The sequence below is a fragment of the Variovorax sp. PDC80 genome (genome assembly GCF_900115375.1).
Lineage (GTDB): Bacteria > Pseudomonadota > Gammaproteobacteria > Burkholderiales > Burkholderiaceae_C > Variovorax.
The window spans coordinates 686,620-702,764 of sequence record NZ_FOWG01000001.1 but is presented as its reverse complement, the minus strand read 5'-3'; the positions used below and the strand labels follow the sequence as shown (position 1 = coordinate 702,764).

Below are 16,145 nucleotides of genomic sequence, written 5' to 3'. Positions count from 1 at the left end.
GCCATGGCACGAGAATTGCCCCGGAATCCAGGGTTTCCCCGTACGTCGCATACCGGGCCCTGCATACGCAATATGGGCACCACGGTATGCGTGCGGCGGCGCAAGCCGCTAACGTCCAGGCCTGGCCACCACGCGCCACCCCACGAGCACGACAGCATGAGTACCGAGAGCAGCAGCCACAGCCCCAGCCAGCCCATCCGATTCTTCCATCGCGGACAGGTCGTCGACGTCAGTGGCGTCCACCCGACCCGCTCGGTGCTCGACTGGCTGCGCGAGGACGCGCGCTGCACCGGCACCAAGGAGGGTTGCAACGAGGGCGACTGCGGTGCGTGCACCGTGGTGATCGGTGAACTGGCCGAGGCCGGCGCGCCCGACGCGGTCGGCGGCCTGCGGCTGCAGACGGTCAATGCCTGCATCCAGTTCCTGCCCACGCTCAATGGCAAGGCGCTGTTCACGGTCGAGGACCTCAAGGACCAGTGCCTGTCGTCCCAGGCTGCGCAGGCAACCCCGGCCCCCGCGCTTCAAGAGGGCGACAAGCGCCCGCACCCCGTGCACTGCCTGCACCCGGTGCAGCAGGCGCTGGTCGACTGCCACGGCTCGCAATGCGGCTTCTGCACGCCGGGCTTCGTGATGTCGCTGTGGTCGGCCTACGAGCATCACCAGGCGCGCGGCACGCAGCCCTCGCGCCAGCAGCTGGCCGATGACCTCTCGGGCAACCTGTGCCGCTGCACCGGCTACCGCCCGATCCTCGACGCGGGCCAGCGCATGTTCGACCTGCCGCCGGTGCGGCTGGACAGCCGCGCGGTGGTGGCCGCGCTCACCGCGCTGAACCCGCCCGCCGGCGCCGCGGGCTTCGAGTACGCGGCCCCGCTGGGCGCGCGCATCGACCGCTTCCATGCGCCGCGCTCGCTCGAGCAGCTGGCCGCGCTGCGCGAGCAGAAACCGCGCGCGCAACTGCTGTCGGGCTCGACCGACGTGGGCCTGTGGGTCAACAAGCAGTTCCGCGACCTCGGCGACATCATCTACCTGGGCGACGTGCCCGAGCTCAAGACCGTCGAGGTCCGCGGCGACCACCTCTACATCGGCGCCGGCGCCTCGCTCGAATCCGCCTTCGCGGCGCTGGTCGAGCGCGTGCCCAGCCTGTCCGACGTGTGGCTGCGCTTCGCCTCGCCGCCGATCCGCCATGCGGGCACCATGGGCGGCAACGTGGCCAACGGCTCGCCGATCGGCGACTCGCCGCCGGTGCTGATGTCGCTCGACGCCGAGATCGAGCTGCGCCGCGGTGCCGAGGTGCGCCGCTTGCCGCTGCCCGACTTCTACGTCGACTACATGAAGAACCAGCTGCAGAGCGGCGAATTCGTGCAGGGCCTGTGGCTGCCGCTGGCCGCGATGCGCCGCCAGGTGCGCGCCTACAAGATCAGCAAGCGCTTCGACTGCGACATCTCGGCGCTGTGCGCGGGCTTCGCGCTCGAGCTCGAGCCCGGCGGCAACAAGGTGAAGGCCGTGCGCCTGGCCTTCGGCGGCATGGCCGCCACCGTGAAGCGCGCGGCGCAGGCCGAGGCCGCGCTGGTCGGCAAGCCCTGGACCCAGTCCAGCGTGAACGCCGCCAAGCTGGCGCTGGCGCAGGACTTCAAGCCGCTGTCCGACATGCGCGCCTCGGCCGACTACCGGATGCAGGTGGCGCAGAACCTGATCCAGCGCCTGTGGCTCGAGACCCGGGCCGAGGATGCGCTGCCCGGCAGCGCCACCAGCGTCTGGAGCGTGATGCCGCACGCCGCCATCGCCAAGCCGGCCGCGCAAGGAGTCTGAGACCATGAACAAGCCCCTCGATGCCCGCCTGCTGCAACCCGCAGAAGCCTTTGCCGACTACCTGAAGAACACCGCCGCCCGCATCGACCAGGGCGCCGAGGCGCTCGCCCACGACCAGGGCGCGCGCGTGGGCATCAGCCGCCCGCACGAATCGGCGCACCTGCACGTGGCCGGCGAGGCCACCTACATCGACGACATTCCCGAGATCGCCGGCACCCTGCATTGCGCGCTGGGCCTGTCGCCCGCGGCCAACGGGCGCGTCACGGCGCTGTCGCTCGACGCCATTCGTGCCATGCCGGGCGTGGTGTCGGTGCTCACGGCCGACGACATCCCGGGCACCAACGACTGCGGCTCGATCATCCACGACGACCCGATCCTGCTGTCGGTGAAGGACGGCGGCGAGATCCGCTACCTGGGCCAGCCGGTGTTCGCCGTGATCGCGCGCACCCGCGACGCCGCGCGCCGCGCCGCCGCGCGCGCCAAGGACGCGCTGACCATCGAGGCGCAGCCGCCGGTGCTGACGCCGCAGGACGCGCATGCGCGCGGCCAGTACGTGGTGCCGCCGATGCACATCGTGCGCAGCGGCGGTGCCGCCAACGGCGGCGACGAGGCCGCGGTGCGCGCCGCCATCGCGGCCGCGCCGCATCGCCACAAGGCCACGCTCGACGTCGGTGGGCAGGAGCAGTTCTACCTCGAGGGCCAGATCAGCTACGCCATTCCGAAGGAGGGCGGGGCGCTGCACATCCACTGCTCGACCCAGCATCCGAGCGAGATGCAGCACCTGGTCGCGCACGCGATGCACCTGCAGTCGAACGAGGTGCATGTGGAGTGCCGGCGCATGGGCGGAGGCTTCGGCGGCAAGGAATCGCAGTCGGCGCTGTTCGCCTGCGTGGCCGCGGTGGCCGCGAGCAAGCTGCGCCGCCCGGTCAAGCTACGGCTGGACCGCGACGACGACTTCATGGTCACGGGCCGGCGCCACTGCTTCTGGTACGAGTACGAGGTGGGCTACGACGACGAGGGCCGCATCCTCGGCGCCGAGATCACCATGGTCTCGCGCGCCGGCCACTCGGCCGACCTGTCGGGCCCGGTGATGACGCGCGCGCTGTGCCACTTCGACAACGCCTACTGGCTGCCCAACGTCAGCATGCACGGCTACTCGGGCAAGACCAACACGCAGAGCAACACGGCCTTCCGCGGTTTCGGCGGCCCGCAGGGCGCGATCGCGATCGAGAACATCATGGACTCGGTGGCGCGCGCGCTGGGCCGCGATCCGCTCGACGTGCGGCGCGTCAACTTCTACGGCAAGGGCGAGAACAACGTGACGCCCTACCGCCAGACCGTGACCGACAACATCGTGCACGAGCTGGTGGCCGAGCTCGAGGCCACGAGCGACTACCGCGCGCGGCGCGAGGAGATCGCCGGCTTCAACGCCGCGAGCCCGGTGCTCAAGCGCGGGCTGGCGCTGGCGCCGCTGAAGTTCGGCATCTCGTTCAACGTCAAGCACTTCAACCAGGCCGGCGCGCTGGTGCACGTCTACACCGACGGCTCGATCCTGGTGAACCACGGCGGCACCGAGATGGGCCAGGGCCTGAACACCAAGGTGGCGCAGGTGGTGGCGCACGAGCTCGGCGTGAGCTTCGAGCGCGTGCGCGTCACGGCCACCGACACGACCAAGGTCGCGAACACCTCGGCCACGGCGGCCTCGACCGGCGCCGACCTCAACGGCAAGGCCGCGCAGGACGCCGCGCGCCAGATCCGCGAGCGGCTGGCCCAGAGCGCGGCCGAGCGCCATGGCGGCGAGCCCGGCGCGGTGCGCTTCGCCAACGACAAGGTCGAGGTCAACGGCCGCACGCTGGCCTTCAGCACCGTCGTGGGCGAGGCCTATCTCGACCGCAAGCAGCTGTGGTCCGACGGCTTCTACGCCACGCCCGGCCTGAGCTGGGACAAGGACAAGATGCAGGGCCGCCCGTTCTACTACTACGCCTACGGCGCGGCGGTCAGCGAGGTGATCGTCGACACGCTGACCGGCGAATGGAAGCTGCTGCGCGCCGACATCCTGCACGACGCGGGCAAGTCGCTGAACCCGGCGGTCGACATCGGCCAGGTCGAGGGCGCCTTCATCCAGGGCATGGGCTGGCTCACGACCGAGGAGCTGGTGTGGCATCCGCAGAGCGGCAAGCTCACGACCCACGCGCCCAGCACCTACAAGATACCGACCGCCAACGACTGCCCGCCGGTGTTCAACGTGCGGCTGTTCGAGGGCCAGAACTTCGAGGACTCGATCCACCGCAGCAAGGCCGTGGGCGAGCCGCCGCTGCTGCTGCCGTTCTCGGTCTTCTTCGCGATCCGCGACGCCGTGTCGGCCGCGGGCGGCCACCGCGTCGACCCGCCGCTACGCGCGCCCGCCACGAGCGAATCGATCCTGCGCGCCGTGACGGCCGTGCAGGTGGGATGAGCGCCGCCAAAGCGGACAGCCGAACGCAGAAGACGCGAAGAACACGCGGAAGCCGCAGCAAGGAACCCGGGGAACATCGTCATGTCTTCCTTTTGCGATTTCTGCGCAAGCTTCGCGCCCTGCACGTCCGGCTGTCCGATCGCGAGGTCCGGCGGTATAACGGTCCGCATCGACCACTTCCTTGCGGGCGGCCATGAGAGACCAGGCGCTTTTCGACAAGATCGACCTTCACCTGATCCGGGTGCTGCACACCGTGCTGACCGATCGCAGCGTCTCGCGCGCCGCGATCCGGCTCGGGATGTACCAGCCGGCGGTGTCGGCCGCGCTCAAGCGGCTGCGCGAGCTCTCGGGCGATCCGCTGCTGGTGCGCTCGGGCTCGGGCATGGTGCCCACCGATGCCGGGCTGCGCATGATCGAGCCGGCCGCGAGCATCCTGCGCGCGGCCGAGATGCTGTTCTCCGATGCGCGCGGCTTCGACCCGCAATCGGCCAGCACCACCTTCCGCATCGCGGCCAGCGACTACATGGACCCGATCTTCCTGCCCATGCTGGTGGCGCAGGTCAAGCGCGAGGCGCCGCTGTGCCACATCGAGATCCATCCGCTGTCGCCCGACTCCGACTACCACGGCCACCTGTCGCTGGGGCAGGTCGACGTGGTGATCGGCAACTGGCTCAAGCCACCGGAGGACCTGCACATGGCACGCCTGTTCGGTGACGAGGTGGTGTCGCTGGTGAACCAGGACCATCCGGCGGTGCGCCGCGGCTGGGACCTGGAGACCTGGCTGCAGGCCGAGCACATCGCGCCCACGCCCATGCACCCGGGCGGGCGCGGCATCATCGACCAGATGCTCGACGAGCTCGGGCGCCAGCGCAACATCACGGCGCGCTGCGCGCACTTCGGGCTGATCCCCGACATGGTGGCCTCGAGCCTGCTGGTGCTGACCACCGGCCGCCAGTACTGCGAGCGCTTCGCCGCGCGGCTGCCGCTGAAGATCCTCGACTGCCCGGTGGCGCTGCCGCGGCTCATGTACTACCAGCTCTGGCACGAGCGCACCCACTCGTCGAGCTCGGCGCGCTGGCTGCGCGAATGCATCAAGGACGTGGCGGCCTCGCTGCGTCCGCCCACCCCGCCCGCGCGCGATGCGCGCGATCCGCCGCCCCTGGGCGCCTGACGGCGCCGGCTCCCCCACCAGAACCCCAAGGACCTCGAGGCGCGACCGAGCTCGCGCCAGGGACGGGCTCGGCCCGCTTTTTCTTCAGAACAACGCCGCACGACGCGACACGAGACAACACATCCCGGAGACAAGAAACCCATGAACTGGATCGACAAGGTGTTCAAGCTCAACGAACACAACACCACCGTGCGCACCGAGGTCATCGCGGGGCTCACCACCTTCCTGACGATGGCCTACATCATCTTCGTCAACCCATCGATCCTCGGCGACGCGGGCATGCCCAAGGGCGCGGTCTTCGTCGCCACCTGCCTGATCGCGGCGCTGGGCACGCTGATCATGGGCCTGTACGCCAACTACCCGATCGCCATGGCGCCGGGCATGGGCCTGAACGCCTACTTCGCCTACGTGGTGGTGCTCGGCATGGGCTACACGTGGCAGACCGCGCTGGGCGCGGTCTTCATCTCGGGCTGCCTGTTCCTGATCGTCACGGTCACCGGGCTGCGCGAGCTGTTCATCCAGGGCATACCGCAGTCGCTGCGAACGGCGATCACGGTGGGCATCGGCATGTTCCTCGCGCTGATCGCGCTCAAGAGCGCGGGCGTGGTCGCGGCCTCCCCGGCCACCTTCGTGACGCTGGGCGACCTGCACTCGGCGCCGGTGGTGCTGGCCACGCTGGGATTTTTGATCATCGTGGTGCTCGACAAGCTCAAGGTGCGCGGCGCGATCCTGATCGGCATCGTCACGGTCACGGTGCTGTCCTTCTTCTTCGGCGGCAACAAGTTCCACGGCGTGTTCGCGCCGCCGCCGTCGATCGCGCCCACCTTCATGCAGCTCGACATCCTGAGCGCGCTCAAGGGCGGCATCCTCAACGTGGTGCTGGTGTTCTTCCTGGTCGAGATGTTCGACGCCACCGGTACGCTGATGGGCGTGGCCAAGCGCGCCGGCCTGCTGGTGCCCGGCAAGATGGAGCGCATGAACAAGGCGCTCTTGGCCGACAGCGGCGCGATCTTCGCGGGCTCGCTGCTCGGCACCTCGAGCACCACGGCCTACGTGGAGAGCGCGGCCGGCGTGCAGGCCGGCGGGCGCACCGGCCTCACGGCCGTGGTGGTGGCGGTGCTGTTCCTGGCCTGCCTGATGATCTCGCCGCTCGCGGGCTCGGTGCCGGCCTATGCCACCGCGCCGGCGCTGCTGTTCGTGGGCTGCCTGATGCTGCGCGACCTGGTCGAGCTCGACTGGGAGGACACCACCGAGGTCATCCCCGCGGCCGTGACCGCGCTGGCCATGCCCTTCACCTACTCGATCGCCAACGGCCTGGCCTTCGGCTTCATCACCTACGCCGTGCTCAAGCTGTTCACCGGCCGGGCACGGGAAGTGCATGCCATGGTGTGGGTCATCGCCGCCATCTTCCTGTTCAAGTTCGTCTACGTGACGGGCCACTGAACCCGAAATCAGTCGAAGCCCCGGAGTCGGGGTCTTCCATCGCCCGGATTCCGTGGGCACGCTATTAAACTTATAGCTATCGACGTACATCGGAACCCGCGAGACGAGGCCCATTCCTGTACCGAACGAGACAACCCACGGAACCGGCATGACAACACCCAGACTCCAGCTCGCGCACATCACCAAGCGCTACCCGGCGGTGGTCGCCAACAGCGACATCTCGCTGGCGGTGCAACCGGGCGAGATCCACGCCGTGCTCGGCGAGAACGGCGCCGGCAAGTCGACGCTGATGAAGATCATCTACGGCTCGGTCAAGCCCGACGAGGGCAGCGTCGCCTTCGACGGCCAGCCGGTGAACCTGCGCAACCCGCAGCAGGCGCGCGCGCTGGGCATCAGCATGGTGTTCCAGCACTTCAGCCTGTTCGACACCCTCACGGTGGCCGAGAACGTCTGGCTCGGCCTCGACAAGTCGCTGGCGCTGGCCGACGTGGCGCGCAGCATCACGGCCAAGGCGAGCGAATACGGCCTCGACATCGATCCCGCGCGGCCGGTCCACACGCTGTCGGTGGGCGAGATGCAGCGCGTGGAGATCATCCGCGCGCTGCTGACCGACCCCAAGCTGCTGATCCTCGACGAGCCGACCTCGGTGCTCACGCCGCAGGCGGTGATCAAGCTGTTCGGCGTGCTCAACAAGCTGGCCTCCGAGGGCTGCAGCATCCTCTACATCAGCCACAAGCTGCACGAGATCCGCGAGCTGTGCACCGCCTGCACGGTGCTGCGCGGCGGCAAGGTCACGGGGGTGTGCAACCCGAAGAACGAGAGCAACGAGTCGCTGTCGCGGCTGATGATCGGCAGCGAGCCGCCGCCGCTCGAGCACCGGCCGGTGCATGCGGGCGCGGTGGCGCTGCGCGTGCAGGGCCTGACGCTGGCGCGCGAGGACCAGTTCGGCGTGGACCTCGAGGGCGTGTCCTTCGAGGTGCGCGCGGGCGAGGTGGTGGGCATTGCGGGCGTGTCGGGCAATGGCCAGAAGGAACTGCTCTACACGCTGTCGGGTGAGGACGTGCGCGCCGAGGCGGCGATGGTGCGGGTGTTCGACCAGCCGGCCGGCCGGCTGCGCCCGCGCGCGCGCCGTGCGCTGGGCCTGCACTTCGTGCCCGAGGAACGGCTGGGCCGCGGCGCGGTGCCCACGCTGGGGCTCGCGCACAACCTGCTGCTGACGCGCGGCGACGCAGTGGGCCGCGGCGGCTGGATCCGCACCGGCGCGCTCGAGCGCCAGGCAAAGTCCATCATCGAGCGCTTCAAGGTCAAGGCCGGCGGCCCGAAGGCGGCGGCGCGCTCGCTGTCGGGCGGCAACCTGCAGAAGTTCATCGTCGGCCGCGAGATCGACGCCAACCCGAAGCTGTTCATCGTCTCGCAGCCGACCTGGGGCGTGGACGTGGGCGCGGCCGCGCTGATCCATGCCGAGATCCTCGCGCTGCGCGACGCGGGCTGCGCGGTGCTGGTGATCAGCGAGGAGCTCGACGAGCTCTTCAGCATCAGCGACCGGTTGCACGTGATCGCCAAGGGGCGGCTGTCGCCCTCGATCGACCGCGCGGCCGCCACGCTGGCGCAGATCGGCGAATGGATGAGCGGGCTGTGGCCGGGCCAACCCGGCAAGAGCCACAAGAATCAGGAGGCGGCCCATGCTTAAGCTCGAACCCCGTCCGGAGCTCTCGCGCTTCTGGACCTTCGCCTCGCCGATCCTGGCGCTGCTGATCACGGTGCTGATCGGCGTGGCGCTGTTCGCCGCGCTCGGCAAGGACCCGGTCAAGGGGCTGCTGGTGTTCTTCTACGAGCCGATCAAGAACGGCTATGCGCTGGGCGAGCTGACGGTGAAGGCCACGCCGCTTCTGATCATCGCGCTGGGCCTGGCGGTGTGCTTCCGCTCCAACGTGTGGAACATCGGCGCCGAAGGCCAGTTCGTGTTCGGCGCGATCGCCGCGGGCGGCGTGGCGCTGATGGCCGACAAGACCACCGGCGGCTGGATCGTGCTGGCGATCCTGGTGGCGGGCACGCTGGGCGGCATGGTCTGGGCCGGCATCGTGGCCTGGCTGCGCGACCGCTTCAACGCGAACGAGATCCTGGTGAGCCTGATGCTGGTGTACGTGGCGACGCTGCTGTTGAGCTACATGGTGTTCGGCCCCTGGAAGGACCCCAACGGCTACAACTTCCCGCAGTCGAAGACCTTCGAGGCGGTGACGCAGATCCCGCGCCTGTTCAAGGGCTCGCGCGTGACGATCGGGGTGATCATCGCGCTGGTGGGGGTGGGGGCGCTGTGGGTGTTCCTGTTCCGCACGCGCGCGGGCTTCGCGCAGCAGGTCGGCGGCCTCGCGCCCGCGGCGGCGCGCTATGCGGGCTTCTCGGCACGTCGCGCGGTGTGGATCGCGCTGCTGACCTCGGGCGGCGCGGCCGGCCTGGCCGGTGCGCTCGAGGTGGCCGGCCCGCTCGGCCAGCTCACGCCCTACGTGCCGGCCGGCTACGGCTTCGCGGCCATCATCGTGGCCTTCGTCGGCCGCCTGCATCCGGTGGGGATGGTGTTCTCGGCGATCCTGATGAGCATGTTCTACATCGGCGGCGAGCTCGCGCAGTCGCGGCTCGGGCTGCCGAAGTCGCTGACGGGGGTGTTCCAGGGGCTGCTGCTGTTCACGCTGCTGGCTTGCGATACCTTGATTGCCTATCGGGTTCGTCGCAAGGCCGCTGCGAAGGCTGCCGTTCTCACGACGAGTTCTTTGCAGGCGAGTACGCCTTTGACTGCGCCTGTTGCGCGTACGACCGAGGGGGCGCTGTGATGACGTCCTGTTCATTGTTTGTGCAGATCGACCGATCGGGGTGGGCTCACGCCGACGGGGTACTCCCCTCCGCGAATGTCCCCCGGCCTGCGGCCTCCTCCTTGATTTCGCTGCGGGGAGTACCCCATCGACGTGAGCCTGGACGCGGCCGTAGAACCGGCTGCACAACGACTGCGCCCACGTGCACAGGGCAGTGGGTGCTTCCCGCAGCGAAATCAAGGAGGAGCCCGAAGGGCGGGGGACATTCGCGGAGGGAAGTACCCGCTGTCCTGTGCACGCGCCCCGACCGTCCCCTCTGCACCCCGAGCAACCCAAGCAACGAGAGCCACTAAAAAATGGACAGCTACGCACTCCTGCTCGGCTCCACCCTGAGCGCCGGCACCGTCCTCGCCATCGCCGCGCTCGGCCTTCTCATCAACGAGAAAGCCGGCATCGTCAACCTCGGTGCCGAGGGCATGATGCTGTGCGCCGCCATCGCCGGTTTCGCGACCGTGGTGACCACCCACAACCCCTGGCTCGGCCTGCTCGCCGGCATGGCCGCCGGGGCCTTGCTGGCCGCCTTCTTCGGCGTGCTCGTCATCTGGCTCAACACCAACCAGTACGCCACCGGCCTCGCGCTGAGCCTGTTCGGTGTCGGCTTCTCGGCCTTCGCCGGCATCAACTTCGTGCAGGCCAAGCTGCCCGAGAGCGCGAGCTATGCGATTCCCGTGCTGGCCGACATTCCGCTGCTCGGCCCCGCGCTGTTCCGCCATCACCCGATGGTCTACGTCGCCGTGTTGCTGACGGTAGGCCTGATCTGGTTTCTCTACCGCACGCGCGCCGGCCTCGTGCTGCGCTCGGTCGGCGAGTCGCCCGAATCGGCGCATGCGCTGGGCTATCCGGTGCGGCGCATCCGCCTCTTGGCCGTGATCGCGGGCGGGGCGCTGTGCGGCCTCTCGGGCGCGTACCTCTCGACCGTCTACACCCCGCTGTGGGTCGAGGGCATGGTCGCGGGCCGCGGCTGGATCGCGCTGGCGCTCACCACCTTCGCCACCTGGCGGCCGATGCGCGTGCTGCTGGGCGCCTACCTGTTCGGCGGCGTCTCGATGCTGGGCTTCCACCTGCAGAGCAGCGGCGTCGATGTGCCCTCGCAGTTCCTCAGCATGTTGCAGTACATCGCGCCCATCGTGGTGCTGGCCCTGATCTCGCGCAACCCCGCATTCATTCGCGTCAACATGCCGGCTTCGATCGGGAAACCGTTCTACCCCGGCTCATAATCGCGGTTTTCGTTTTTCCGCCAACCCGTCCTTTTTGAGGATTTCCGACAATGAATGATCTGAACAAGCGCTCCCTGCTCAAGCTCGCCGCCCTCACGGCGGTCGCTTCGGCAGCCTTGATCGGCTGCGGCAAGAAAGAAGAAGCGGCAGCACCGGCCGCCGCGCCCGCACCGGCTCCGGCACCCGCCGCCGCCGCGCCGGCCCCGGCAGCGCCACTCAACATCGCATTCGCATACATCGGACCCGTGGGCGACGGCGGCTGGACCTTCGCGCACGACAACGGCCGCAAGGCGCTCGAGAAGGAATTCGGCGACAAGATCAAGACCACCTTCGTGGAAAGCGTGCCCGAGGGCGCCGACGCCGAGCGCGTGTTCCGCGACATGGTCGGCCAGGGCAACAAGCTGATCTTCGGCACCACCTTCGGCTACATGGAGCCCATGCTCAAGGTCGCCAACGACAGCAAGGACGTCAAGTTCGAGCATGCCACCGGCTACAAGACCGCCGAGAACATGCGCACCTACGACAGCCGCACCTACGAAGGCGCGTACATGGCCGGCATCATCGCGGGCGCCATGACCAAGTCGAACACGCTCGGCGTCGTCGGCTCGGTGCCGATCCCCGAGGTGCTGCGCAACATCAACAGCTTCACGCTCGGCGCCCAGTCGGTCAACCCGAAGATCACGACCAAGGTCGTGTGGGTCAACGAGTGGTTCAGCCCGCCGAAGGAAACCGAGGCCGCCACCGCCCTGATCAACGGCGGCGCCGACATCCTGTTCCAGAACACCGACTCGCCGGCCGTGCTCAAGACCGCGCAGGAAAAGGGCAAGCGCGCCTTCGGCTGGGACTCCGACATGACCGCCTACGGTCCCAAGGCCCACCTGGGCTCGGCCACCATCAACTGGGCGCCGTACTACATCAAGGCCACGCAGGACGCGCTCGACGGCAAGTGGGCCACCGGCCAGGCCTGGTGGGGCGTCAAGGAAGGCGCCATCGACCTCGTGTCGATCGCCGAGGACGTGCCGGCCGAAGCCAAGGCCAAGGTCGACGAAGTCAAGAAGGGCCTGAAGGACGGCAGCTTCTCGATCTGGAAGGGCCCGATCCTCGGCCAGGACGGCAAGGAAGTGGTCGCCAAGGACGCGGTCGCCGACGACAAGTTCCTGACCGGCATCAACTTCTACGTCAAGGGCGTCGAAGGCAAGGTGCCGGGCGGCGACAAGAAGTAAACAAGCAGGCTGCTTCGCGTCGCGATGCAGGCAAGGCCGCCTTCGGGGCGGCCTTTTTTCATGGAGGATCCGTTCGATGCCGCGCAGTCTTCGCCCCTTCGTTGCCGCCGTCCTCGCGGCGCTGGTCTCGCTGCCCGCCGCCGCGGCCGGCGAGACGCCGCCACGTTTCTCGAAGGACGAGCAGCCGCTGCGCCAGGCCGTCGAGGATGCCGCGATGTGCTTCCACTTCGCCGGTGAATTCGGCGGCGACGGCTCGGCGCGCGACCGCGAGGTGAAGCGGGAGATGACCAAGGTCTGCAAGGACGAGAGCCAGCAGCGCGTGATGCAGGCCTACCGCAAGAACCCGCGCGACCGGCGGCTCTATCCCGCGGTGCTGATGCTCGACGGAATGGTCAAGGGGCCGGCGCTGACCGAGGCCGAGAAGGCGCGGCTGTGCGCGGTGGCGAAGACGGAGCTGGTGTGTCCCTGAGCCCGTTCGCGCAGCACGGCTTCTCGGTGCGCCTCGAATGGGGCCTGGCGGCCATCGAGCGGCTCGGGCCCGACGCGGACTGCATCGTCGTCGTCGACGTCATGTCCTTCTCCACCTGCGTCAGCATCGCCGTGGACCAGGGCGCCATCGTCCATCCCTATCCCTGGAAGGACGAGAGCGCGCAGCGCTACGCCGAGGCGCGCGGCGCCGAGGTGGCCAGCGGCAGGCAGCGCTTCGCGCAGGGCTGGTCGCTGTCGCCGCAGTCGATGCTGGCGGCGCATCAGGGGCTGCGCCTCGTGCTGCCGTCGCCCAACGGGTCCGCCTGCGCCTACCGTGCGAAGGCCCTGGGCAAGGCCGTCTACTGCGCCGGCCTGCGCAACCTGCGCGCGACCGCGGCCGCCTGCGCGCCGCATGCGCGCGTGCTCGTGGTGCCCTGCGGCGAACGCTGGCCCGGCGACGCGGGTTTGCGCCCCAGCCTCGAGGACCACGTCGCGGCCGGCGGCATCGTCTTGGCGTTGGGGCGCGCGGACGCCTCGCCCGAGGCGCGCGCCGCCGCGCTGGCCTACGAGGGGCTCGGCGCGCAGCGGACGCGCGTGCTGGCCGAATGCGGCTCGGCCGTGGAGCTGCGCGAACGCGGCTTCGCCGACGACGTCGCGCTGTGCCTGCAGGAGGACGCGAGCCGCATCGCCTGCCGGCTCGAAGGCGATCGCTTCGTCGCCGAGCCGCAGCCACAGGGCTGAGCGGCCGCGCCTGCGTCCTGGGCCTACAGCTTCGTTCCGGCCTCCCGGGGATACTCGGCACAGGGCCGGCGTCGCGAGCGCCGGCCGTTCCCTGTCGCCTCCCTGGGCTCACCGATGCGCAACTCGATCGACTTCACATCCTGGCAAGGCCTGCTCTCGACCCTGCTCGGCCTGGTGCTCGTGTCGCTGGTCGCGGTCGGCATCCGCATCGTCGTGATGCTCAGCGTGCAGCAGCGGCGCGAGCGGCAGAACCGGCAGATCAACGAGCGGCTCAAGACCCTGATCGCGGCCTACAAGGTGCTCGGCGGCTCGTTCACCGGCGAGCTCGCGGTCGACCCCAGCCATCTGCGCGAGCTGCGCACGCGTGGCCTGCAGGCCGAGGCCGAAGGCGGCGCCGACGCCGGACTGCCCGCCTCGGACCGGCGCCGCCGCATCCGCGATGCGGTCGAGACCGCGCTGTCCGACGTGATCCTGCTCGGCACCGAGGAGCAGGTGCGGCTGGCCGCGAAGGCCGCCGCCGACATGGTCGCGGGCCGCAGCGTGGAGACGGCCGAGCTCGTGGTCTCGCTGCGCACCTTCATCCGCGCGGTGCTCGACCTCGATCCGGTGCCGCCGACGCTCGGCATCCCGAAGCAGGGGCCGCTGCGGCTCAAGGGCACGGCCACGCGCGGCGAGCGCGCGGGCGGTGGCGGCGGCAATGCCGGCGGTGGTGCCGGTGGCAAGGGCGGAGGCGGCGGCATGGGCGGCGGTGGCATGGGCGCCGGCATGGGCGCGGGCCTCGGAGCCGGCGTGGGCCTTCAGCACCATGGTGCGTCCGAGGCCGAAGCGCTGCCGCCATCGCTAGGCCTGCCGCGCGAGACCGATCCCTGAAGCGCATCGCCATCGAACAGACACTTCCCACGTCCACAGTCATTCCCATGCTCGAACGCAGCGCAGCCCACTTCCCCCAGTTCTCCCGCCTCGCACCGGACTTCGATCTCGAGGACGTGCAGCCGCCGGCCTCCGAGGCCGAGATCGCGGCGCTCGAGCAATCGCTGGGCGTGCCGCTGCCGGAGTCCTACAAGCAACTGCTGCGCTGCAGCCGCGGCTTCATGCTGATGGGCGGTGTCGTTCAGTTCGGCGACCAGCATCCGTTCTTCCACGAGTTCGAACCGCTCGATCGGCTCGGCGAGGCGCAGCGCGCCGTGGTCAAGCGCCGCGGCGGCAGCTGGCCGCCGCCGTCGAACGGCATGCTGTGCTTCGCGGAGTTCTTCATGGAGGCCGACGGCGACCAGGTGCTGTTCGACGTGAGCCGGGGGCTGGTCGATGGCGAGTACCCGGTCGTCTACTACGCGCATGCCGCGTCGCCGGCCTCGGTGCGCGTGCTCGCGCGCTCGTTCGCCGAGTTCATGGAGGCCTTCCTGCGCTACGAGGAATTCGCCGACGAAGACGAGGAATGAGCGAGGATTCATCGATTCGCGCACCGCGCCGACGCCCATGACCCACGATTCCCTCGACGCCCCCTCGCTCGCGCTCGTCGATGCCTGCAGCCAGGCCTCGCTCGCGCTGCTCGAAGCCAACCTCACGCCGCACGGCATCCTGGCCGCGAGCCGCACCGAGGCCGCGGTGGCGCGGCGCTACACGCGCATCTTCGGGCGCGACGCGGCGATCTGCGTGATGGCGATGTGCGGCAGCGGCGTGCCGGCGCTCGAGCAGGGCGCGGTCGCGAGCCTCGACGCGCTCGCGGCGCAGCAGGCGGCCAACGGGCAGATCCCTAAGTACGTCGACCCCGAGGGCCAGGACGCCGACTTCTGGTACCTGGGCTGCATCGACGCCACGCTGTGGTGGCTGATCGCGGTGGACCACGTGCGCCGCCACGGCAAGGTGGGCGCCACGCACTGGGTCGATGGCGTGCAGCGCGCGATCGGCTGGCTGCTGGCGCAGGAGCACCAGCACTTCCGGCTGCTGCAGCAGAACGAGGCCAGCGACTGGGCCGACATCATGCCGCGCTCGGGCTACGTGCTCTACACCAACGCGCTGTGGTTCGACGTCAAGCGCCGCTTCGGGATCGCGCAGGCCGACGAGACCCGGCACCACTTCAACCACCTGTTCAACCCGTTCCAGCGCGACCTGCCCGAATACCACCGCGCGCGGCTGCTGCAGCACTATGCGCGCCGCGGCCGGCGCGATCCGGGGCTGTACCTGAGCTTCGTCAACCTCGCGGTGGTGGGCGACGAGGGCGACGTGTTCGGCAACGTGCTGGCGATCCAGGCCGGGCTGGCCGACAAGGCGATGGCGCACAGCATCGTCAACACCATCGAGGGCGCGCGCGCGAGCGATCCCTACCCGGTGCGCGTGGTGTTGCATCCGCTGTCGCCGCAGCACGAGCTGTGGCGCGCCTACATGGGCCGGCACCGGCAGAACCTGGTGCACCAGTACCACAACGGCGGCATCTGGCCCTTCGTGGGCGGCTTCTGGGCCATGGCGCTCGCCAGGCTGGGGCTCGCGGCCGAGGGTTGGGCCGAGCTCGCGAAGCTGGCGCGCGCCAACGAGCTCGACGGCTGGCGCTTCACCGAGTGGTTCCATGGCCGCACGCTGGCGCCGATGGGCATGGCGGGCCAGAGCTGGAATGCCGCCACCTTCCTGCTGGCGCGGCGCGCGCTCGAGGGCGACGCCACGGCCTGGTGAGCGCGCGCGAGGGCGGCCGGTTTCCGGTTGCGGCATACTCGCCACCCCTCGCAATCTCCAATCTGCCTCTCGCACAAGACCCCC

General features: G+C 69.6%; 13 protein-coding genes. All 13 read left to right on the top strand.

Annotation, left to right across the window (positions count from 1 at the left end):
- The first annotated feature begins 156 nt into the window (after positions 1–156).
- Positions 157–1,809, top strand: a complete 1,653-nt coding sequence (gene xdhA, locus BM109_RS03120; RefSeq protein ID WP_093340446.1) for a xanthine dehydrogenase small subunit — start codon at positions 157–159, stop codon at positions 1,807–1,809.
- Between the two features lie 4 nt (positions 1,810–1,813).
- A complete protein-coding gene (gene xdhB / locus BM109_RS03115; protein WP_093340444.1) occupies positions 1,814–4,264 on the top strand; it encodes a xanthine dehydrogenase molybdopterin binding subunit in 2,451 nt (816 codons plus the stop codon).
- A 193-nt stretch (positions 4,265–4,457) separates the two neighbouring features.
- Positions 4,458–5,435, top strand: a complete 978-nt coding sequence (locus BM109_RS03110) for a LysR family transcriptional regulator (RefSeq protein WP_057592004.1) — start codon at positions 4,458–4,460, stop codon at positions 5,433–5,435.
- Between the two features lie 141 nt (positions 5,436–5,576).
- Positions 5,577–6,878: an NCS2 family permease gene (locus BM109_RS03105; protein WP_093340442.1), complete on the top strand. Its 1,302-nt coding sequence runs from the start codon at positions 5,577–5,579 to the stop codon at positions 6,876–6,878.
- 148 nt (positions 6,879–7,026) lie between these two features.
- On the top strand, positions 7,027–8,568 hold the full coding sequence (locus BM109_RS03100; RefSeq protein ID WP_093340440.1) for an ABC transporter ATP-binding protein: 1,542 nt from the start codon (positions 7,027–7,029) through the stop codon (positions 8,566–8,568).
- A complete protein-coding gene (locus BM109_RS03095) occupies positions 8,561–9,706 on the top strand; it encodes an ABC transporter permease (protein WP_057591999.1) in 1,146 nt (381 codons plus the stop codon). Before BM109_RS03100 ends, BM109_RS03095 begins: the two co-directional genes overlap by 8 nt.
- Before the next feature lie 335 nt (positions 9,707–10,041).
- The gene (locus BM109_RS03090) at positions 10,042–10,962 is read left to right on the top strand and encodes an ABC transporter permease (protein ID WP_093340438.1); all 921 of its coding nucleotides are present in this window, start codon (positions 10,042–10,044) and stop codon (positions 10,960–10,962) included.
- 50 nt (positions 10,963–11,012) lie between these two features.
- Positions 11,013–12,185 carry a BMP family ABC transporter substrate-binding protein gene (locus tag BM109_RS03085; protein WP_057591996.1) on the top strand — a complete coding sequence of 391 codons (1,173 nt, stop codon included), beginning with the start codon at positions 11,013–11,015 and terminating at the stop codon, positions 12,183–12,185.
- Between the two features lie 76 nt (positions 12,186–12,261).
- Positions 12,262–12,654, top strand: coding sequence for a hypothetical protein (locus BM109_RS03080; RefSeq protein ID WP_093340437.1), 393 nt, complete (start codon positions 12,262–12,264; stop codon positions 12,652–12,654).
- Complete coding sequence (locus BM109_RS03075; protein ID WP_218159343.1) at positions 12,645–13,394, top strand: 2-phosphosulfolactate phosphatase; 750 nt, start codon at positions 12,645–12,647, stop codon at positions 13,392–13,394. Before BM109_RS03080 ends, BM109_RS03075 begins: the two co-directional genes overlap by 10 nt.
- Positions 13,395–13,508: 114 nt before the next feature.
- Entirely contained in the window at positions 13,509–14,264 is a 756-nt protein-coding gene (locus tag BM109_RS41145; protein ID WP_093340435.1) for a hypothetical protein, read from the top strand.
- Between the two features lie 47 nt (positions 14,265–14,311).
- Positions 14,312–14,833: an SMI1/KNR4 family protein gene (locus BM109_RS03065; protein WP_093340433.1), complete on the top strand. Its 522-nt coding sequence runs from the start codon at positions 14,312–14,314 to the stop codon at positions 14,831–14,833.
- A 37-nt stretch (positions 14,834–14,870) separates the two neighbouring features.
- Positions 14,871–16,061: a glycoside hydrolase 100 family protein gene (locus BM109_RS03060; protein ID WP_093340431.1), complete on the top strand. Its 1,191-nt coding sequence runs from the start codon at positions 14,871–14,873 to the stop codon at positions 16,059–16,061.
- Positions 16,062–16,145 lie beyond the last annotated feature (84 nt).